Genomic DNA, 22166 nt, shown 5'->3' with positions numbered 1-22166 from the left:
AAGACTTATGCCATCCGGGCAAATACGGCGGTTCCTCGGTACAGCAGCAGCGTTGGGCACCATTAAAGCGCCATGTCTGACCTGCGGTGCAAGCGTTGCACACAAACAGTGCTTGCGCCCAAAAAACCTGCGCCCTGAACGGTTTCCTTCAGAAAGTCCCTCTGCGGCCCAGCGCCTGGTGAATCCCACACACACAATAACTATGTAAAGCAGGCTTCCTGGCGCTCCCGGCTTAGATGGTCCACCCATTGATCATGGGCGGGCACGAACAAGACTCCCCCAGCGAGGGCATAGATCGAGTCGTGGAAATGACATCTTTAGAGACAACCTCAATAGAAATGCTCAACGCCAACATTGAAACCTCATTAGCAGCACCGACCAAACACACACCTTTCACTCATTGGGGCCGCCCTGAATTGGGTGACTTCGCACTGTTGCTGGACGTGCTTACTGCGAAAAAAACTGCCAGCGATTTCAACTTCGAAATACCCCGTCTTCAACCCACTCCCGGCACGCCCTTTCACAAGGACTATGCCGCGGCAGTCGACACGTTGAATGCCTTCGCGGCCACCCGTACATTTATCGACGTCTGTGCGGCTCAAAAAATAGGGTCACTCACCGAGGTCAGTATTACCAGGACCCAGGGGCTTCGCGGATATGATGCTGAACGAACAGATCACGATCTGACCCTGATCATCAGGGCATCGGACGAACTCAGGGACGCCCTGAAAGCACTGTTTGATACCGCAGATCAACTGGGTGGAGCACTGTACGGCGACGGTACGGTACAACCCTTTCAACTGCTGAAACGCTATGGTTTGACGCCGCCAACAAATCAGGTCGAGAGTCGGGTTTGCATTGATGCGCTGCAAGCCACCCAAGAAGCAGTACTTCGAATCATCACCCGTGAAACGGTAGATATCGGCGAGAACATCGACGGCGCACTCGTCATCGAGACGCTCAAACACTTCATGTCAGGCAGTGCTGCGCCTTGGGTGGATCAACTCGGCGGGACCTTTCTGAGGTCGTCGCTGATCGCCGACATTCGCGCCTATCCAATGACCACGTTTGCAAAGATCGTGGAGTCTGCCGAAGGACAACGTCTTGCCCATAGCCTGCTAGTTGCCCTGGGCTGGTATGGAGCCCACGCACACCAGAGGACATCACCGGCCATCGTTGCGAAACTGGTACATCACGCGCTCGCGCGGGCGTTGGACCCTGCCTCAAACCTGCTGGGCTATGAATTTGAAAGCCCAGAAAACGCGGGGAAAAGTTACAGCGCCCTGCGTGACGACATTGAAAAGCACTACCAGCAGCACGGCATAGCGGCCTATGACAAAACGGCAGTGCTGGTCAGTTTCTTGCTGAGAGCGCATTACCCGGTCGACTTCCAGATTGAAGGTTCGCCCCCCGAACTCGGGTACCGATGGAGTTCGGCGTGGGTGCATTTTCAACACGGCATCAACCTTGCCCACGCCATTGAACCCGGCTCGGCGCTGACGATGAATTACCAGCAGCTCTCAACCTATGCATCGACCTTGCTCGGCACGGCGACACCCGAACAAGAGTTATTGATTTCGGCAACACTTACACCGCCAGCCATACAGTGGGCCACTGCGCACACAGTGATCCAGCCCACGGAAGACGGAGGCTATTCAACGGAACAGCGCAACACGGCAATGGCGCAGTTTACCGACCACGAAGAAACGCTAGAGAACGCCATACAACAGCTTAAACAACCTGCCCCCCAACGCCTGGACATGACACGAAAAACACTGGCCGAATGGAACTTGCCTCCAGAGACTGAATTCATCAGTTTTCCGGAGACAGACCTGGACATGACCCTACAGGCCAACAGACGCCGTTATTCAGTCGACTACAGAAACTTCTACCCTAACGGACCCGCGAGTTATTCGGCTCTGGACCTGCTGGCCTCTGGTCGATTAAAGGGGGATAACCCTGCGTGGATCCCGCCCTATCTCTATGAGCTTGGCGCCTTCCACCCGCAGTTTTTAAGATACAAAGGCCTTCCTGACATACCCACCGCATTCGAGGCCGACTTCGGGTCATGGCTGAAAAGCACAAAGGCTGCCTATGAACACATCATCATGGCGCTCATCAGCGATCTTCCCAAGCAAGAACGCGACGCCATTGAACAAGGCCATGTTCAGTTATATGGATTGCGTAAACCTACCGCCAACATTGCGCTGGACGATGATGATCGCAATTTCCTGCCACTGATGGCGCGGTATGGATTCATCATCCACGCCACCCATGAAGGCCGAGAAAACGTTCATGAAGTGTTGCCTTATGCAGGGTTTATCCGTCGCAGGGATGACCTCGCTCTTGCGCCGATATCCAATGCAATCAAGCTCCGCAACAGCGCCTTTATGCGTCGTGGGACGCTGCTGCCATTCGACCTGAACGCACACGCCACAGGGGCTGCGCCGCTGTTAAACACCACTTCTACCGCGGTTGTTCACTTTCTCCACGGGTATCTTCCTGCCCAGCACACAACAGCGCTGGCGGAGACCTGGCGACCGTTGCGAGCGGCGCAGATAGGCCGTGACGTGGCCCAAGGTTATCTTTTCGAAAGCGAAAGTAAACTGCGCGAAGCGGCCAGGGGAGTCACCCTGTTCGACGGCTCGGTCGATGCGGTGGCGTTTCTGAAAGACTACGTCATCCCTATATGGGGTCCACTGGAAGATCTTGTTTCGGGCATCAAGTCGGGCGACCTTCGCACTATCATCATGGCCACGATCGGACTTGCTTTTGATGTGCTTTCTCTAATAGCGCCGCTGGCAAAAGTCGGCAGCCTCACGTTTCGCTTCGTGCGCAATGCCGCGACATTTGGCCTCAGAGCCAACCTGCCCCGCCTGGCGCCTCTTGCCGGCAACTACCTTGTCACCGCAGTGACGGCAATTAACCCGTTAGACGGAGTTTTCACCCTGTTCACCTCCGGCACGCACGTCGTCCTGAAACTGAATCATGCAGGCACGCGCTTACTTCGGGTTGGCGTCAAACAGTTGAGGGATCGGCTGACGACAGTCCGTCATGGCAATAAGGGTTTACGTCTGGTCACCGACGAACAACAAGCCGCCTGGACATTATCAGACAGCCGCTATCGCGTGCGAAAGGTCAATCAGCATCAAAACGTGCTGACTTATCATGACCTTCGTTCATCGGCAAAAGGTTCGACACCTTATCTTGTCGACCCCATGACACGTCAGCCCTATGGCGCGCCATTGATGCGTATCAACGACCAAGGCAGCCTCAGTCGCCATGTGCCCACAGACATCGCACTCAATGATCAGAATGGCGGCTGGACGCTTTTGGACACGACACCGAACCTTACTAAACATTGGACGCGCTGGGGGGATGATCTCTTTCTGGAAGCTGGCGGCATTACGTATAAAAAGATAACCCGCGAGAACGGGCAGTCTGTATTGAAGCGGGCACGGGCTTTAAACAAAGCAGATGAATTGGACCCGCTCTTGAAAGTGCCTTGCCGACTTAAAAGATCACCGGACGACCTTATTAAGTGTGCCGCGAACAGGTTCATTAATGCAGGACACAGTAACGTTGACGCGGCCCGGACACAGGGGGTCGATGCCGTGCCCTGGTTTACAGATAGGCGCGTGACCGCCGCCGATACGGGCACACTGGTTCATCAACGCAGTGTCCATGAAATAAAAAACGGCCGACTCATTAAACAACCAGCAACCACGCTACTTCTGCCTAAAAACTACAAGCAGAAAATTACGGCAAACGTTACGGGGGGAAACGATATTTTCAAACAGATCGAGATTAAAGAGGGTCTGGTGGAGGGTATAAAAGATACCCGTATCATTTCGGCTGTTGTCGCAAAACGAACAGTCGGCGGCGCGAGAGTCATCGTTACCCAGGCGGACGAGGGCATTTATTACTCTGGAAATTTTTTTGACGACCGGTCGCTGGCCTTAACCAGAATACAGGTGAACATTAATAACGTGGACTCGGCAACCCGCCTCAAAGATGAACACTATCTTATCTATATTTATAATGGCTCTTATGATGCGAACAGGTACATAAAAGAACTTAGCCCCGCCGTCATCGACGCCGACCTGAACGCGATCAGGCGGGACATCGTTGCGGGAAGGGAAACCTACATCAGCACATTTGTAGGGGGGCCTTTCGACATGGGTACTACGCCTCAGCAGGCGGCACTCTTTTGCAAATATACTCAAGACCGCGCTGTTGTGGCTGCTCGTGTTAACAGGCCCTCATGGACGTCGCTCGACCTGAACACTCCGCTGACAGCGAGAGCGGGGATTGCCACTGAACTGAACAGGCTGCACGTGTCAGAGACAACATTTACCGCAGACAACATTACACAGCGGGCAACGACACAACGCCTGACCCCTGAAAACAAAAACTTCGCGTACGTAAAAATCAAATCAAAAGATTCAGACAGCCAACCGACGAAAGTCTATTACAGCCTGTCAGGCTTAAAAAAGCCTCGTCTTGATTTTCCACTGACAAAACAGGTCGACAAAGGCGATGACTCCACGCTGAAAAACTGGAACATCACCAAGGCAGGCATCGCGGTGTCGCCGGACAAAACGCATTACATCAATGCTCAGCGAACTAAAAACCCGGTCGGCACGCGTAAAGCGGACCCTCACGAGGCCCTCTTCCTTCCCGACCTGACCGCTAACGCGTCAGGAAATCACAGGATGATGGACAGCGAGCACATGATATTGAACGCACTAAACGCCGATAAAATTGACTTTACCAAGGTGGAATCGATAGAGGTTTTTTCAACCTATCCGACCTGCCAGTCCTGCACTGCGGGGCTCATGGCACTTAAATCGAAAGTGCCTGATGGGGAGTTCACGGTGTTCGAAGGAGGCCGGCTACCTTGACCGAAGACGTTAAACACGCCTGACGGCCTGACCACAACGCTCGCCTGAGGCTGGCGTTGTGGTGCATGGGCTCGCTGCTTAGCGTGGAACCACTGGCTTGCGCACGGGCCGCTGGCTCTTGCCGCCCTTGGCGGCCTCAATGCGCTCTTTGGCCGCCTGCTTGTTGCGGGCAAACGCCGCGGCTTTAGCCTCTTCGCGCTTGTCCCACGGGTTGCCGCCATCGCTTGCACGAGGTGGAAGACCCGTGTGCTGGGTCTGAATCAGCGTGCTCTTCGTGGTCTTGGCAACCTTATGGCTGCCAGCCGGCGTCGAGTTCTTGCGACGGGCGCTTTCATAGCTATCCGTCGCGGGTTGATGCAGCGGGATAAGCTGATTCTTGCCCGGCCCGATCAGGTCGGAGCGGCCCATGCGTATGAGGGCTTCACGCAGCATCGGCCAGCCTTTCGGGTCGTGGTAGCGCAGGAATGCCTTGTGCAGCCGGCGTTGCTCTTCGCTTTTAACGATAGTGACCGAGTCGCTCTTGTAGGTCACTTTGCGCAACGGGTTCTTGCCCGAGTGATACATAGCGGTGGCGGTGGCCATCGGCGACGGGTAGAACGCCTGCACCTGATCGGCGCGGAAACCGTTGCCCTTGAGCCACAGCGCCAGGTTCATCATGTCTTCATCGGTGGTGCCTGGGTGGGCTGCGATGAAGTACGGGATCAGGTACTGCTCTTTACCGGCTTCTTTCGAATACTTCTCGAACATGCGCTTGAACTTGTCATAGCTGCCAATGCCCGGTTTCATCATCTGGTTGAGCGGACCTTCCTCGGTGTGTTCCGGGGCGATCTTCAGGTAACCACCGACGTGGTGAGTCACCAACTCTTTGACGTACTCCGGTGACTCGACCGCCAGGTCGTAGCGCAGGCCGGAGGCGATCAGGATCTTCTTCACGCCGGGCAATGCCCGGGCGCTGCGGTACAGCTGAATCAGCGCCGAGTGGTCGGTGTTCAGATTCGGGCAAATGCCAGGGAACACGCAGGACGGTTTACGGCAGGCGGATTCGATCTCGGTGCTCTTGCAGGCGATGCGATACATGTTCGCGGTCGGGCCGCCGAGGTCAGAGATCACGCCAGTAAAACCCGGAACCTTGTCACGAATTTCTTCGATCTCGCGAATGATCGACTCTTCGGAACGGTTCTGAATGATCCGCCCTTCGTGCTCGGTGATCGAGCAGAAGGTACAGCCGCCGAAGCAGCCACGCATAATGTTCACCGAGAAACGGATCATGTCGTAGGCCGGGATTTTCTCCTTGCCATACACCGGGTGCGGAACACGCGCATAGGGCATGCCAAACACGTAGTCCATTTCTTCGGTGGTCATCGGAATCGGTGGCGGGTTGAACCAGACGTCCACTTCGCCGTGCTTCTGTACCAGTGCGCGGGCGTTGCCCGGGTTGGTTTCCAGGTGCAACACGCGGTTGGCGTGGGCATAGAGCACGGCGTCAGCGCGGACTTTTTCCATGGACGGCAGACGAATGACTGTCTTATCGCGAGTCATCCGAGGGCTGGCCAACAACTGCACGACCTTGGCTTCCTGCGGATCGTCCACCGGACCTTTTTCCTGCTCGATGGCGCAGGCCTGGGTGTCCTGGGTGTTGACGTACGGGTTGATGATCTTGTCGACCTTGCCCGGACGGTCAATACGCGTGGAATCAACTTCGTACCAGCCTTGCGGCGTGTCGCGACGAATGAATGCGGTGCCGCGCACGTCGGTGATGTCTTCGATCTTGTGACCGTAGGACAGACGCTGGGCGACTTCGACAATGGCCCGCTCCGCGTTGCCGTACAGCAGGATATCGGCGCAGGCGTCTATGAGGATCGAGTTGCGAACCCGGTCCTGCCAGTAATCGTAGTGGGCAATGCGGCGCAACGAGGCTTCGATACCGCCCAATACAATCGGCACATGCTTGTAGGCTTCTTTGCAGCGCTGGCTGTACACCAGGCTGGCACGGTCTGGACGCTTACCGGCCATACCGCCAGGCGTATACGCGTCATCGGAGCGCACTTTTTTGTCGGCGGTGTAGCGGTTGATCATCGAGTCCATGTTGCCGGCAGCGACACCGAAGAACAGATTTGGCTCACCGAGCTTCATGAAGTCGTCTTTGGACTGCCAGTTCGGCTGGGCAATGATCCCGACGCGGAAGCCCTGGGACTCCAGCAGCCGGCCGATGATTGCCATGCCAAACGACGGATGGTCAACGTACGCATCCCCGGTAACGATGATGATGTCGCAGGAATCCCAACCCAGCTGATCCATTTCTTCCCGGCACATGGGCAGGAAAGGCGCTGGTCCGAAACATTCGGCCCAGTACTTGGGATAGTCAAATAACGGCTTGGCTGCTTGCATGACGATGACCGGCGTTGGTGTTCAGGGAGGCGATTTTTATCGACAAAATCGCGGTCGCGGAATATAGCACAAAAAATAACCAATTCCGACCGCAATGGTCGGAAAAGGGTGTGCAGGCTGAAATCCCCTGCAGGCGCTGACGTGCCTGCAAGGTCGCCAGCGAATCACTCGTCGTCGAAGTTGTAACTGCCCGGCGCGAGGTTCTCGAAACGGGTGTATTTGCCGATGAACGCCAGCCGCGTTGTACCGATGGGACCGTTACGCTGCTTGCCGATGATGATCTCGGCGATGCCTTTATGCTCGGTTTCCGGGTGGTACACCTCGTCCCGGTAAACGAACATGATGACGTCAGCATCCTGCTCGATCGCTCCGGATTCACGCAAGTCGGAGTTGATCGGGCGCTTGTTAGGGCGCTGCTCAAGGGAACGGTTGAGCTGGGACAAGGCGACCACTGGGCAGGCGAATTCTTTGGCCAGGGATTTCAACGAGCGAGAAATCTCGGAAATCTCGTTGGTACGGTTGTCACCACTGGAACCCGGGATCTGCATCAGTTGCAGGTAGTCGATCATGATCAGGCCGACTTCGCCGTGTTCACGCACCACGCGGCGAGTACGCGCGCGCATCTCTGAAGGGCTGATGCCAGCGGTGTCATCGATGAATAGTTTGCGGTCGTTGAGCAGATTGACCGCCGAGGTCAGGCGTGGCCAATCGTCGTCCTCCAGGCGCCCGGCGCGAACTTTGGACTGGTCGATACGACCCAGCGACGACAGCATACGCATGATCAGCGATTCGCCTGGCATCTCCAGCGAATAGACCAGAACTACCTTATCGCTGCGCAGAACCGCGTTCTCTACCAGGTTCATGGCGAACGTGGTTTTACCCATCGACGGACGACCCGCAACGATGATCAAGTCAGACGGTTGCAGGCCGCTGGTTTTCTCGTCGAGGTCGGTATAACCGGTAGACAGGCCAGTAATCGCGTTATCGGTGTTGAACAACGTGTCGATGCGGTCGATAGCTTTGGTCAGCAGGTCGTTGACGCTGACCGGGCCGCCACTTTTTGGACGTGCTTCGGCAATCTGGAAGATCTGCCGCTCGGCCTCGTCGAGAATCTCGGCGGCGCTGCGACCTTCAGGGTTGAACGCACTGTCGGCGATTTCGGCACTGATGCCGATCAACTGACGCAAGGTCGCCCGCTCACGCACGATCTGCGCGTAAGCCTTGATGTTGGCGACCGACGGAATGTTTTTCGCCAGCTCACTGAGGTAGCCCAGGCCGCCGACCTGCGAGGTCTGACCTTCCTTGTCCAGTTGCTCGGCAAGGGTGACCACGTCAATCGGACTGTTTTGATCAGCCAGTTTGGCGATAGCACGAAAAATCAGGCGGTGGTCATGTCGATAGAAATCGCCGTCCGATACTTGATCGAGCACGCGCTCCCAGGCGTTGTTGTCCAGCATCAGGCCACCGAGCACAGCCTGTTCGGCCTCGATGGAGTGCGGCGGCACCTTGAGGGCAGCGGTTTGCAGATCGTATTGCTCGGGCGCGGAAATATCGTTCATGGCCACACGGAATCAGGGGGAACAAAAAGACAAAAGGCACGACCTGTGAACAGGATCGTGCCCGATGTTAACCGTCTGACGAGCAAGTCGCCAGACGATTGAGTGTTGCTTTAAGCGGCTACAACAATAACGCGTACAGTGGCTTCTACGTCGCTGTGCAGGTGCACGGCTACGTCGAATTCGCCAACGTTACGGATAGTGCCGTTCGGCAGACGAACTTCGCTTTTTGCAACTTCAACGCCAGAGGCGGTCAGTGCATCAGCGATGTCGTGGGTGCCGATCGAACCGAACAGCTTGCCTTCGTCACCGGCGGTGGCAGTGATAGTCACTTCCAGCTCAGCCAGTTGGGCAGCACGAGTTTCAGCAGAAGCTTTTTTGTCTGCAGCCAGTTTTTCCAGGTCAGCACGACGCTCTTCGAACGCAGCCACGTTGGCAGCGGTCGCAGCGGTAGCTTTACCGTACGGCAGCAGGAAGTTACGACCGTAACCGGCCTTAACATTCACTTTGTCGCCCAGGTTGCCCAGGTTGGCGACTTTTTCCAGAAGGATCAGTTGCATGTGAAAATCCTCTTAACTTTTAACCTTCACCGTTCGCAGACCCGTTATCGACGTCTTTCGACGCGAAACGACCGCGAAAATCAATCAGGCTGTCGACGATGGCTAACACCACCAGCAACGGATAGATCAGCTGCATAAACAGCAACAGCGTTACGTACAACCCCACCAACCAGAACCTGCCAAGGTGCTTTTCAGCCACCAGGCCATGTATCAAGGCCAGCCCTGCAAACACCAGCGGTACGCTGCACAACGGTGTCAACATCGCCATCTGCGGACCGAAATTCGGCCCCAGAAGCATGCACACCAGCAGCACCAACGCCGGTACCCGCGGGAGTCTTATGCTACGAAATTCGCGGCCAAAACCACCCGGGTTGTACAACAACGCTTGCCAGTAACGCCCAAGAATCAGGCTCAACACACTGACGATCTGCAACAAAGCCGCTATAAGGCCATTAAGGACCGGTGCAATCAGTGCCCCTAGACGCGCTCGCTCTTCTACCGATAACTGCTGGTAGAGACCATCGAGGACTTGCGGCAGGAGTTTTTGCAACTCCAGCGCCATCGCGTCGATGGGTTCGCGGAAAACCGCTCCCAGGATTACTGCATACAACAGACCCAATGCCACGCTGACCAGCAGCACGCGGACCCAAGACTCGCTGGCACGTAACAACGCTGCCAACCCTAGCGAACCCAACAACACCATAAGCGTGCGGGGCTCACCGAAATACCACCAGACCAATGCCGGCAGCAGAGCCCAGGCGAGGATGCCAACGGCATCACTCAAACCGCGCCGCAGAAGCACAAGGCAACCCGCGGCAGCACTCAACCAGAACAACAGCGGCAACGCCGCACATCCGACCACTACGAGAGTGGCCTGCACGCGGCCGCGCATGATGAAATTAGCCATGGCGCGCATGCGTTCTATCCCTTACTACTTTGTCGACTGCCTGGTCTCAGCGGCCGTGGCTGTCGGTGTAGGCCAGCAGGGCCAGGAAGCGGGCACGCTTGATAGCGGTGGCCAGCTGACGCTGATAACGTGCTTTTGTACCAGTGATACGGCTTGGAACGATTTTGCCGGTCTCGGATACGTAGGCTTTCAGAGTGTTGAGATCTTTGTAATCGATCTCTTTCACGTCTTCAGCGGTGAAGCGGCAGAATTTACGACGACGGAAGAAACGTGCCATGTAATTGGCTCCTCAAAAGGTCCGTGGATTACTCGTCAGCGTTATCGCTGGCGTCGCTGTTGTCGCCGTCATCGCCATCGGCGCTGTCGGAGTGCTCAGGACGGTCACGACGCTCACGGCGCTCACTGCGGTTTTCTTCAGCCTTGAGCATCTCGGACTGGCCAGTAACGGCTTCGTCGCGACGGATGACCAGGTTACGGATCACGGCATCGTTGTAACGGAAGTTGTCTTCCAGTTCAGCCAAAGCTTTACCGGTGCATTCAACGTTCAGCATCACGTAGTGAGCCTTGTGAACATTGTTGATTGCATAGGCCAGTTGACGACGGCCCCAATCTTCCAGACGGTGGATTTTGCCGCCGTCTTCTTCGATCAGCTTGGTATAACGCTCAACCATGCCGCCGACTTGCTCGCTTTGATCCGGGTGGACCAAAAAGATGATTTCGTAATGACGCATGAATGCTCCTTACGGGTTGTAGCCTGCCGCTAACTAAAAAGCGGTCAGACAAGGAGTGAATGACACTGTTTGTCTTGCTCAGGGACAGGCACATGAGCGCCTGCCATGACAGCAAGGGGCGCAATTGTAGAGAAGGGCTTGGTGGGGCGCAAGGCAATTGGTGATTATTTGAGCAATGAGTACTACTCAATACTTGTAGGAGCGCGCTTGCCCGCGATAGCAACGACGCGGTCTGCCTGACACACAGCGTTATCGTTCCATCGCGGACAAGCGCGCGCCTACAAGGGTTACTTCTTCGCGGCTGCCTTGACGCTGCGCTGACGCAACGCTTCGAACAGACACACGCCCGTCGCCACAGAGACGTTCAGGCTGCTGACGCTGCCGGCCATCGGCAGGCGCACCAAGTAATCGCAATGATCGCGAGTCAAGCGACGCATGCCCTTGCCTTCGGCGCCCATGATCAGAATCGTCGGGCCGGTCAGGTCTTGCTGATACAGCTCAACCTCAGCCTCACCCGCCGTACCCACGACCCAAAGGCCGCGCTGCTGAAGCTTCTCAAGGGTGCGGGCCAGGTTGGTGACCGCCACCAACGGGATGACTTCCGCCGCGCCGCAGGCCACTTTCCGGACCGTCGGCGTCAATGTCGCCGACTTGTCCTTTGGCACCACAACCGCGAGCGCACCGGCCGCATCGGCAGTGCGCAGGCACGCGCCGAGGTTATGCGGATCGGTCACACCATCGAGCACGAGAATCAGTGGCGCGCCTTCGGTACGGTCGAGCAACTCATCAAGCATGGCTTCACCCCACACCTGACTCGGGCTGACCTCGGCAACCACACCTTGGTGCACGCCTTCGACCCAGACGTCCATTTCGCGACGCTCGGCCTGACCCACAGACACACGATTTTCGTTAGCCAGTTGGATCAACACCTGAACCCGCGGATCGTTGCGGTTTTCAGCCAGCCAGACTTGCTTGACGCGTTTCGGGTGGTGACGCAACAACGCTTCTACAGCATGCAAACCGTAGATTTTTTCCAACTGACTCATGACTTGGCCTTAGGTTTACGCACCCCACCGCTTTTCGCAGCAGGGGCCGAGCCCGCTTTTGGCGGGCCTTTACGGTGTTTGCTCGGTTTGGCTGGCTTGGCCGACGAATCGGAATCCACTTTACTGGACTTTCCCGACGCCGCCCTTCCACCACCTTTCGCTTCTGCCAGCAAGGCCTGCTTCAGCTCACGGCTTTTGCGCACTTCCGCGTTTTTCGCGACGGCATCGCTTGGGCGATAGGCTTCAGTCACTGGCGCAGCCTTGGTCGAAGCGCCACGGCGCCCCGCCTTGGCTGGCGCAGCTGCTTTTTCCGTCGCAGCCGGCTCAGCACCACGACGCTTGCGACCAATCGGCGCGCTGATGGTTTTTTCAGCCATCTCGAAGTCGATCTTGCGTTCGTCGAGATCGACGCGCATGACCCGCACTTCAACAGTGTCGCCCAAGCGGAAGCTGCGACCGGTGCGCTCGCCCGCCAAGCGGTGATGCACTGGATCGAAGTGGTAGTAATCGCCCGGCAAGGCAGTGACGTGCACCAAGCCTTCGACGTAGATGTCGGTCAGCTCAACGAATAGACCAAAACCGGTAACCGCCGTGATCACGCCTGGGAACGACTCGCCCACGCGGTCTTTCATGAACTCGCACTTGAGCCAGTTGACCACGTCACGCGTAGCTTCGTCGGCACGGCGTTCGCTCATGGAACACTGTTCGCCCAACTGCTCCAGAATCGCCTCATCGTATGGATAGATGCGCGCTTTCGGGATGGTCATGGCACCCGCACGACGAACGTGCGGGGTATCTTGCTTGGAATGGATCACGCTGCGGATAGCCCGGTGCGTGAGCAAATCCGGGTAGCGACGAATCGGCGAAGTGAAGTGCGTATACGCCTCGTAATTCAGGCCAAAGTGACCCTGGTTATCCGCGCCGTACACCGCCTGACTCAACGAACGCAGCATCACGGTCTGGATCAGATGGAAATCCGGACGGTCCTTGATGCTTGCCAGCAGCGCCTGGTAATCCTTCGGCGACGGACCGTCTTTGCCCTTGTGCAGCGACAGACCCAGCTCGCCGAGGAAGGCCCGGAGTTTTTCCAGACGCTCTGGCGGCGGACCATCGTGCACACGGTACAAGGCTGGAATTTCGTGCTTTTTCAGGAATTCAGCCGTGGCCACGTTGGCCGCCAGCATGCATTCCTCGATCAGCTTGTGCGCATCGTTGCGCGTGGTCGGCCGGATTTCGGCGATTTTGCGCTCAGTACCGAAGATGATCCGGGTTTCCTGAGTTTCAAAATCAATCGCGCCACGGGTATGACGAGCGCTCAGCAGCACTTTGTACAGCGCATAAAGCTGCTTCAGGTGCGGCACGACGCCGGCGTATTCGCCACGCAATTCCTTGGCTTCAGCCGTTTTTGGCTGCTCCAGGATCGAGCTGACCTTGTTGTAGGTCAGGCGGGCATGGGAGTGAATGACTGCCTCGTAGAACTGGTAATCAGTCATCTCGCCGGTTTTGGACAGGGTCATTTCACAGACCATGGCCAAGCGATCGACGTGCGGATTCAGCGAGCACAAGCCGTTGGACAACTGCTCGGGCAACATCGGAATCACGCGCTCGGGGAAGTACACCGAGTTGCCACGCACTTGCGATTCAGCGTCCAGCGCCGAACCGATTTTGACGTAGCTCGATACGTCGGCGATGGCGACGTATAACTTCCAGCCACCGGAAAACAGACGCAGTTTGCCGGGCTTGGCTTCGCAGAAAACCGCATCGTCGAAGTCGCGAGCATCTTCGCCATCGATGGTCACGAACGGCAGATGACGCAGATCGACGCGGTGTTCCTTGTCTTTCTCTTCCACTTCCGGCTTGAGCTTGGCGGCTTCTTTGAGCACCGCTTCAGGCCAGACGTGCGGAATATCGTAGGTGCGCAGGGCAATGTCGATTTCCATGCCGGGCGCCATGTAATTGCCCACGACTTCGACCACATCGCCTTGCGGCTGGAAGCGCGGCGTCGGCCAGTGAGTAATCTTCACCTCGACGAACTGACCGATCTTGGCGCTGGAGTTGCGGCCAGGGGTAATCAGGACTTCCTGCTGGATCTTCGGATTGTCGGGCACGACAAAACCGATGCCGCTCTCTTCGAAGTAGCGACCCACGATGGTTTCGTGCGCACGGGAGATCACTTCGACGATCACGCCTTCGCGACGACCCCGACGATCAAGACCGGAAACCCGCGCCAAAGCACGATCGCCGTCGAACACCAGACGCATTTGCGCAGGGCTCATGAACAGGTCATCGGTGCCGTCATCAGGGATGAGGAAGCCGAAACCGTCACGGTGGCCGGTAATCCGCCCCAGGATCAGGTCGAGCTTGTCCACGGGGGCATAGGTGCCCCGGCGGGTGTATATCAACTGAGCATCGCGCTCCATTGCGCGCAAGCGGCGACGCAGGGCTTCGAACTGGTCTTCAGTTGTCAGACCAAACTCTTCCACCAATTGCTCGCGACTCGCCGGAGACCCTCGATCGGCAAGGTGCTGCAAAATCAGCTCACGGCTGGGGATAGGGTTTTCGTATTTTTCCGCTTCACGAGCGGCCTCGGGATCGAGGGACTGCCAATCGGCCATTAGAATGAGTTCACCTTATCTATATATATTTAGTTTGGCATATACCGGATTGAAACGCGAAGACACCATTTGCTATCTCCGTTCGCTATTTCAAAAATATTTTTCACAACGGGGGTTTACAGGTACTAAGCTCCTCCGTATGATGCGCCCCACAACGACGGCAAACGTTGTTGTAGTTGAAAGTAAACAATAGCTTAACAGCTGCTGCTGAACCCAACGAACTGCCCAGATGGTGAAATTGGTAGACACGCCAGCTTCAGGTGCTGGTGACCGCAAGGTCGTGGAAGTTCGAGTCTTCTTCTGGGCACCAATTCAAACAAAACCGAGCCCCGTGCTCGGTTTTGTGTTTTCTGCGTTTGAGATTCTAGATCAACCATCAAAAGCCGCCACCACAGGGTGCGCCTGGCGCACCCTCTTCCAACTCTGTAGCTCAGCGCCGTCAGGCGCGGAACTGACCCAGGCTTGCCTTCAATTGTGCAGCCAGACCATCAAGCACCTTACCGCTGGCCGTGGTTTCTACAACCGCCTGAGCCGCGCGCTGAGCCTGAGCATGAATAACTTCCACTCGGCCCCTCACCGCTTGCGCGCCCTGCGCCTGATGCGCCGCAGCCTCGGTTGCAAGACCTATGGCGGCATGAACCTGTTCTACCGATGCCTGCACCGTCAATTGCAGCTTGGCGCTGCTGCGCAACACCGCCAGCCCCTCGCTGGCCTGCCGACCTGCCAAGCCAATGGCTGCCACCGCTTCTTTGGCACCCTGCTGCAAGGCCCCGATATGCGCCTGGATATCACCTGTGGAGCTTTGAGTCTTGCTGGCCAGCGCACGCACTTCGTCTGCCACCACCGCAAAACCGCGACCCGTCTCACCCGCCCGCGCAGCCTCGATTGCCGCGTTAAGGGCCAGCAAGTTGGTTTGCTCGGCAATACCGTGAATAACCGTCAGCACCACTTCAATCTGCTCGCTTTGCTGGGCCAGACGCTCAATGACCTTGGCGCCGGTATCAACCTGCCCCGCCAACGCTTCGATCAAGTTACCCACCTGCGTTGACGTCCGCGTGTTTTCGTCGGTCGCGACTCGAATGTCGACAACCTGCTTCAAGGCCGCCTGCATTGCATTACTTTCTGCCTGAGCCTCATCCGCCATCTGCGAAAGGGCTTTGAGACTGGCGGCCACTTCATCTCGCTGCAATTCAGCCGCCTTGCCCGACCCGGCGTTACGCAGGCTCAAGGCGCCAATTTCCACCCCGGTACGCTGCGCCACATCCCCCGCCTCACGCACGATAGGCTGAAGCTTGTCGACAAAACGATTGACCGCTGACGCCATGTCACCGATTTCGTCGTTACTGTTGAGCTGTACGCGCTTGGTCAAGTCGCCTTCGCCAGCAGCCAGATCATCCAGCGCGGCAATCAGCAGGTGCAATTTGCTCACGACCCGGCGCCCGAGCACTACGGCCAGCAGCAGCAATACGCCGAGACCGACCAGTGCCAGTCCCAGACCGATCCTCCAGCGCAATGTCGCTGCCGCCTCCTGGACCGTGATGCTGGTGTTGGCGGCCATTGCCGAGGCAGCGGTTTGCGCCCCCTGCAAACGCGTACGTAACGCGGCGGAACTATCGGCCGCCGCCCCCACCAAACTGTCAGAGACCAACTGTTCGCCACCGACAATTAAAGCGGAGAAGCGCTTGTCCAGAGCCGCAAGGTCCTGCTCGACCGTTGCGGTAGAAACCCCCATCAGCACCTTGCCGATTTCGACGCCATTAGGACTGATCGCGGCCTCGACGTAATACACCGAAGGATCATTCCTGGCGGCGTTCAGGACTTTATCCATCGCCCGGTCACCCTCCCCTTTGGCGAGCAAGGCTTTGATCTGCGGGCTATCGCGATTCAGATAACGCGTCAGGTGCTCACCTTGAGCATCGTCATAGATGACAAACAGCACATTGGGATTGCGCTGAGCGCGGCGGGCAAACTCCGACAGAGTCGGCGTATCGTTATCCCACATGGCACGCGGAGCGACCGCCGCCAGCAACTGCGCCATATCATTGGCCGAGTCCTTGAGGTCTTTTTCGAGCGTGCCGCGCAGCTGCACCTGCTCATCCTTCAGACGCGATGACAAACCTGCACTCAGGCGTTGACGAGTGCTGGATGACAACGCATCCAGACTGGAAGTAACTTCCCGACTCGCTTGCTCCAGCTCCGCAGACAGGTGTTGCGAATCTACACCTAGTCGAGTGGCCAAATCTGCCTCAAGCGCCGTCACCGTGCTCCGGGTCAGAGCAACCGCGACCAACACCTGCACCAAAAGGGCGACACCCAGGGCAATGAACACAGGCCGCAACAAGCGGCTACGTAAAAGAGAAAGGACGGCGGACACGGGATTATTCCTCTACTACGGATGCCATTAAAATGATGGCACTCTTTGGAACGATAATTACAGCAAGCGCCGTGCCGCGCCAGCACTAACCGATAGACAGAAACGACAAAGGGCCACATAAGTGGCCCTTTGTCGCATTCCAGTAACTATTTCAACGATTTATCAAGCAAACGGATGACGCAGCACGATTGTCTCGTTGCGGTCCGGGCCAGTGGAAATGATATCGATCGGCGCGCCGACCAACTCTTCCACACGCTTGATATAAGCACGGGCGTTTGCGGGCAGTTCTTCCAGGGTTTTAGCGCCCAAGGTCGATTCGGTCCAGCCCGGCATTTCTTCGTAAACCGGCATCAGGCCGATGTAGCTGTCAGCATCGGTTGGAGCATCGATCACTGCACCATTTTCGTTCTTGTAACCGATGCAGATGTTGATGGTTTCCAGACCGTCGAGCACGTCGAGCTTGGTCAGGCACAGACCGGAGATGCTGTTGATCTCGATTGCGCGACGCAGGATGACGGCATCGAACCAGCCGCAACGGCGAGCGCGACCGGTGGTTGCACCGAACTCGTGACCGCGCTTGGCCAGGAACGCACCAACATCGTCGAACAGCTCAGTCGGGAAAGGACCCGAACCGACGCGAGTGGTGTAAGCCTTGGTGATGCCGAGGATGTAATCCAGGTACATCGGACCAAAACCAGAACCGGTCGCGATGCCACCCGCCGTGGTGTTAGAACTGGTCACGTACGGGTAAGTACCGTGATCGATGTCCAGCAGCGAACCCTGGGCACCTTCGAACATGATGTCTTTACCTTCGCGGCGCATTTCATGCAGCGCAGCAGTGACGTCGAGCATCATCGGCTTGAGCAGTTCAGCGTATTCCATGCACTCGTCGAGTGTTTTCTGGAAGTCGATGGCCGGCTCTTTGTAGTAATTGACCAGAACGAAGTTGTGGTAATCGAGCAGCTCACCCAGCTTGGCCGCGAAACGCTCGCGGTGGAACAGGTCGCCGATGCGCAGACCGCGACGTGCGACCTTGTCTTCGTAGGCCGGGCCGATACCACGACCGGTCGTACCGATCTTGAGCTCGCCACGAGCCTTCTCACGCGCCTGATCCAGCGCAACGTGATAGGACAGGATCAGCGGGCAGGAAGGGCTGATACGCAGACGCTCACGTACCGGAATACCCTTCTCTTCAAGCTTGATGATTTCTCGCATGAGTGCGTCAGGCGCAACCACCACACCGTTACCGATCAGGCACTGCACGCCTTCGCGCAGCACACCGGACGGAATCAGGTGCAATACGGTTTTTTCGCCATCGATGACCAGGGTGTGACCCGCGTTGTGGCCCCCTTGGTATCGAACTACAGCGGTAGCATGTTCGGTCAGCAGATCAACGATCTTGCCTTTGCCCTCATCACCCCATTGGGTGCCCAGGACTACGACATTCTTACCCATAACACTTGTCCTCATTCGCGCAAACTTGGTGCCGGCTGCGGCCGACAGGGAAACTCAAGAAGCCAGCGGCACTAACTGCCAAAGCCCATCATGCTGAATCAATTGCCGGTCACAATCGGCTTCACGCGCGGCAGACACCGACTGCCCAGGCAATGCCTGAACCACACGATGACCTTCGCTACGCAATTGGCAGACCTGCTGCCAGAGTGCCGCATCAGTACTGTCCGGCATCCAGATACCGCCAGACGGTAGCTCGATGTCCGCACGCCCCAGGGTGACCAGGGTTTTCAAATCCGTGGAGAAGCCCGTAGCCGGGCGCGCCCGACCAAAGTCCGCGCCGATGTCGTCATAGCGACCGCCCTGGGCGATCATCTGACCTACGCCCGGCACGAACACCGCAAACACGACGCCGGTGTGGTAGTGATAACCCCGTAACTCACCGAGATCGAAGTACAGCGGCAATTGCGGGAAGCGCGCGGAAAGGCGCTCGGCAATCGCCAGCAAATCATCCAGGGCAGCCAACACTGGAGCAGGCGCATGGGCCAGTCGATCACGAGCGGACGCAAGCACTTCACGACCACCACACAAATCGACCAGCGCGCGCAGCATCGCAGCCAGATCAGCTGGCAAATCAGCGGTGAGCGCGATGACTTCGTCTATCGCCTTGCGCTGCAAAGCGTCGAACAACAGCTGCTCGACCTCGCCAGACAAATCGGCGGCACGTGCCAGGCCACGGTAAATACCGACATGGCCCAAGTCCATATGCACATCAGGCACGTCGGCCAGCTGCAGCATAGTCAACATCAGGCTAATGACTTCGACATCACTGCTCGGGCTGGCATCGCCGTACAACTCGGCGCCCAACTGAATCGGGCTACGCGAGGACGACAAGGCTCGCGGCTGCGCATGCAACACGCTGCCGGCATAGCACAGACGGCTAGGCCCTTCGCGGCGCAAGGTGTGCGCATCGATACGCGCCACTTGCGGCGTGATATCGGCACGGAAACCCATTTGCCGGCCTGATTGCGGATCGATCACCTTGAAGGTACGCAGATCCAGGTCCTGACCCGCGCCCGTGAGCAACGACTCCAGGTATTCGATATGCGGGGTGACGACGAACTCATAGCCCCAGCTCTGGAACAGATCCAACACCTGACGGCGCGCCACTTCAATGCGCGCCGCTTCCGGCGGCAGTACTTCTTCGATGCCATCTGGTAGCAGCCAGCGGTCAACCGTTGCCATTACGCCAATCCCCTATGATCCGGGCGGCCAGCCCTGAGGGCGAGCCTTGAGTGAAGCAGAGTGCGGTCACATTCTGAGCGCTTTTACATGCAAGCCCAACAGAACGAGCGGTCCGAGACCCGCTTTACAAACCGCTCTCCTCGAAAAACCTTGCCCAGCGCTTTACCACGCCATGGCCAATCAATCGTGCAGACGCAAAAAAGCCGGGATTTTCCCGGCTGCCGCATCATACACACGTTTTCCTAAACGATCACCCCGCCAGGCGGTTTTGCCGCCCGGCGGGGTGAACCGGTTATGGCTTGGATTTTTCCAGATAACGGAAGAAATCGCTGCTCGGGTCCAGCACCATCACGTCGCTTTTGTTCGCGAAGCTTTCACGGTAGGCGCGCAGGCTACGATAGAACGCGTAGAACTCCTGATCCTGACCGTAGGCCTTGGCGTAGATCGCGGACGCCTGGGCATCGCCATCACCGCGAGCTTCTTCAGACTCACGATAGGCTTCTGCCAGAAGAACCCGACGCTGACGATCGGCATCGGCACGAATGCCTTCTGCCAACTCGTTACCTTTGGCCCGATGCTCACGCGCTTCACGCTCACGTTCGGTACTCATCCGCTCGAAAACGCTGCGGTTCACTTCTTTCGGCAGGTCAATGCCTTTGACCCGGACATCAATAACTTCAATGCCCAGCTCTTTGCTTGCCATCGTGTTGAGCGAAGCGGTGATATCCGCCATCAACGCATCACGCTCACCCGACACCACTTCATGCAAGGTGCGCTTGCCGAACTGATCGCGCAGCCCGGATTCAAGACGGCGTGACAGACGCTCATCAGCGATCTGCTTGAGACCGGAAGTCGCAGTGTAGAAACGCTCAGCGTCCTTCACCCGCCACTTGGCATAGGCATCAACCATGACCGCTTTCTTTTCCAGCGTCAGAAAACGTTGCGTCGGTGCATCGAGGGTCATCAAGCGCCCGTCGAACTTGCGCACCTGATTGACGTACGGAACCTTCACATGCAGACCTGGCTGGACGTCCGCCTGGACGACACGGCCGAATTGCAGCAAGACCGCACGCTCAGTCTGAGCAACGATGTAGATGCTATTCCAGGCAACGACCGCCAGCACGACACAAACAATCAGGGCGATCAGCGATTTATTGCTCATCAGCGACTCTCCCTTGAACGCGCATCGTGCTGCTGTTGAGACTCGGTCGCAGCACGTGCGCCGATTTCATTGGCAGCGGCAGGTGCGCCGGTTGTCGGAGCAGTGGTGCTACGACCGCTTTCGATCATCTTGTCCAATGGCAGATAGAGCAGGTTGTTCTGCCCTTTGTTGCCACCGGTCACGAGAACCTTACTGGTGTTGCTGAATACTTCTTGCATGGTGTCCAGATATAGACGCTCACGCGTCACTTCTGGAGCCTTGCGGTACTCGACGACCAGCTTGGTAAAACGATCAGCTTCACCCTTGGCGCGGGACACGACTTCATCGCGATAGCCATTGGCATTTTCGACGATGCGTTGAGCTTGGCCACGCGCTTCGGGAATCACACCGTTAGCATAGGTTTCAGCCTGGTTACGCGAACGCTGTTCGTCTTCCCGGGCGCGAATCACATCATCGAACGCCTCCTGAACTTCACGCGGCGCAGCAGCACTTTGTACGTTCACCTGAGTCACGGTGATGCCGGTGCGATACGTATCGAGGAAGCGCTGCAGACGCTCCTTGATCTCACTGGCCATCAGCTCACGACCTTCAGTCAGCACCTGGTCCATCGCAGTGGAACCCACTACGTGGCGCAAAGCGCTCTCAGTCGCATGCTGCAGACTGACTTCCGGCTGATCGACGTTCAGCACGAAATCTTTCAGGTTGGTAATTTTGTATTGCACGGTCAGCGGCACTTCGACGATGTTTTCGTCTTCGGTCAGCATCTGCCCTTGCTTGCTATAGGCACGCTCACGCGTGACGTTTTCCATATATTTACGATCGAATGGCGGGAAATAGATATTCAGACCCGCACCGACGGTTTCGTAGTACTTGCCGAAGCGCAGCACTACGGCCTGCTCCTGCTCATCCACGACATAGATGGCGCTATACAGCCAGACAGCCGCAATGACGACCAGACCAATGCCGAGCAGACCTAAACCGCCGCCCTTGCGTTGACCATCGTCCTCGCCGCCACCACGTTTTTTACCACCACCGAACAACCCGTTCAGGCTTTCCTGCAGCTTTCGGAAGGCCTCGTCGAGATCTGGTGGCCCCTTGCGGTCGCCGCCCTTGCGCTTACCACCCCAAGGATCCTGATTATTCGAGTTGCCACCCGGCTCATTCCAAGCCATAGCGCTCTCCATCTGATAAAGCAAAGACGCGCCCACGGCACGCCAACCAATGCT

The 22166-nt window shown here is 57.1% G+C and carries 14 protein-coding genes and 1 tRNA gene; 2 read left to right on the top strand and 13 right to left on the bottom strand.

The window, feature by feature from the left end; all coding sequences use genetic code 11:
• Nucleotides 1-308 precede the first annotated feature (308 nt).
• Entirely contained in the window at nt 309-4904 is a 4596-nt protein-coding gene (locus RHM55_RS17655; RefSeq protein WP_322177583.1) for a hypothetical protein, read from the top strand.
• A 78-nt stretch (nt 4905-4982) separates the two neighbouring features.
• Here the strand turns inward: RHM55_RS17655 and RHM55_RS17650 are convergent, their stop codons facing one another.
• From RHM55_RS17650 to rnr, 8 genes are all read right to left on the bottom strand, one after another.
• Nucleotides 4983-7292: a YgiQ family radical SAM protein gene (locus RHM55_RS17650; RefSeq protein WP_322177582.1), complete on the bottom strand. Its 2310-nt coding sequence runs from the start codon at nt 7290-7292 to the stop codon at nt 4983-4985.
• A 164-nt stretch (nt 7293-7456) separates the two neighbouring features.
• Nucleotides 7457-8851, bottom strand: coding sequence for a replicative DNA helicase (gene dnaB / locus RHM55_RS17645; RefSeq protein WP_219062439.1), 1395 nt, complete (start codon nt 8849-8851; stop codon nt 7457-7459).
• 110 nt (nt 8852-8961) lie between these two features.
• On the bottom strand, nt 8962-9408 hold the full coding sequence (gene rplI / locus RHM55_RS17640; RefSeq protein ID WP_322177581.1) for a 50S ribosomal protein L9: 447 nt from the start codon (nt 9406-9408) through the stop codon (nt 8962-8964).
• Nucleotides 9409-9427: 19 nt separating this feature from the next.
• Complete coding sequence (locus RHM55_RS17635) at nt 9428-10324, bottom strand: hypothetical protein (protein WP_219062437.1); 897 nt, start codon at nt 10322-10324, stop codon at nt 9428-9430.
• 37 nt (nt 10325-10361) lie between these two features.
• On the bottom strand, nt 10362-10592 hold the full coding sequence (gene rpsR / locus RHM55_RS17630; RefSeq protein ID WP_002551829.1) for a 30S ribosomal protein S18: 231 nt from the start codon (nt 10590-10592) through the stop codon (nt 10362-10364).
• Between the two features lie 28 nt (nt 10593-10620).
• Nucleotides 10621-11046: a 30S ribosomal protein S6 gene (rpsF, locus tag RHM55_RS17625; RefSeq protein ID WP_020293663.1), complete on the bottom strand. Its 426-nt coding sequence runs from the start codon at nt 11044-11046 to the stop codon at nt 10621-10623.
• A gap of 287 nt (nt 11047-11333) precedes the next feature.
• On the bottom strand, nt 11334-12092 hold the full coding sequence (gene rlmB / locus RHM55_RS17620) for a 23S rRNA (guanosine(2251)-2'-O)-methyltransferase RlmB (RefSeq protein WP_322177580.1): 759 nt from the start codon (nt 12090-12092) through the stop codon (nt 11334-11336).
• Complete coding sequence (gene rnr, locus RHM55_RS17615) at nt 12089-14707, bottom strand: ribonuclease R (RefSeq protein ID WP_322177579.1); 2619 nt, start codon at nt 14705-14707, stop codon at nt 12089-12091. The genes rlmB and rnr overlap by 4 nt, the downstream gene beginning before the upstream one ends.
• A gap of 223 nt (nt 14708-14930) precedes the next feature.
• Here rnr and RHM55_RS17610 point away from each other — a divergent pair.
• Nucleotides 14931-15017: transfer RNA gene (locus tag RHM55_RS17610), tRNA-Leu, on the top strand.
• Nucleotides 15018-15146: 129 nt separating this feature from the next.
• On the opposite strand, the gene RHM55_RS17605 is transcribed toward RHM55_RS17610, so the two are convergent.
• The 5 genes from RHM55_RS17605 to hflK form a co-directional block, all read right to left on the bottom strand.
• Nucleotides 15147-17081 carry a methyl-accepting chemotaxis protein gene (locus RHM55_RS17605; RefSeq protein ID WP_322177578.1) on the bottom strand — a complete coding sequence of 645 codons (1935 nt, stop codon included), beginning with the start codon at nt 17079-17081 and terminating at the stop codon, nt 15147-15149.
• A gap of 162 nt (nt 17082-17243) precedes the next feature.
• Nucleotides 17244-18536 (bottom strand): adenylosuccinate synthase, encoded by a 1293-nt coding sequence (locus RHM55_RS17600; RefSeq protein ID WP_219062433.1) that lies wholly within the window; start codon nt 18534-18536, stop codon nt 17244-17246.
• A gap of 54 nt (nt 18537-18590) precedes the next feature.
• On the bottom strand, nt 18591-19778 hold the full coding sequence (locus RHM55_RS17595) for an ATP phosphoribosyltransferase regulatory subunit (RefSeq protein WP_322177577.1): 1188 nt from the start codon (nt 19776-19778) through the stop codon (nt 18591-18593).
• Nucleotides 19779-20070: 292 nt separating this feature from the next.
• Nucleotides 20071-20940 carry a protease modulator HflC gene (hflC, locus tag RHM55_RS17590; protein WP_322177576.1) on the bottom strand — a complete coding sequence of 290 codons (870 nt, stop codon included), beginning with the start codon at nt 20938-20940 and terminating at the stop codon, nt 20071-20073.
• Nucleotides 20940-22112, bottom strand: coding sequence for an FtsH protease activity modulator HflK (hflK, locus tag RHM55_RS17585; protein WP_322177575.1), 1173 nt, complete (start codon nt 22110-22112; stop codon nt 20940-20942). Before hflK ends, hflC begins: the two co-directional genes overlap by 1 nt.
• Between the last annotated feature and the right edge of the window lie 54 nt (nt 22113-22166).

This window comes from Pseudomonas sp. MH9.2 (assembly GCF_034353875.1).
In the GTDB taxonomy this organism is placed as follows: Bacteria; Pseudomonadota; Gammaproteobacteria; order Pseudomonadales; family Pseudomonadaceae; genus Aquipseudomonas.
This window is presented reverse-complemented; position numbering and strand designations above follow the sequence as displayed.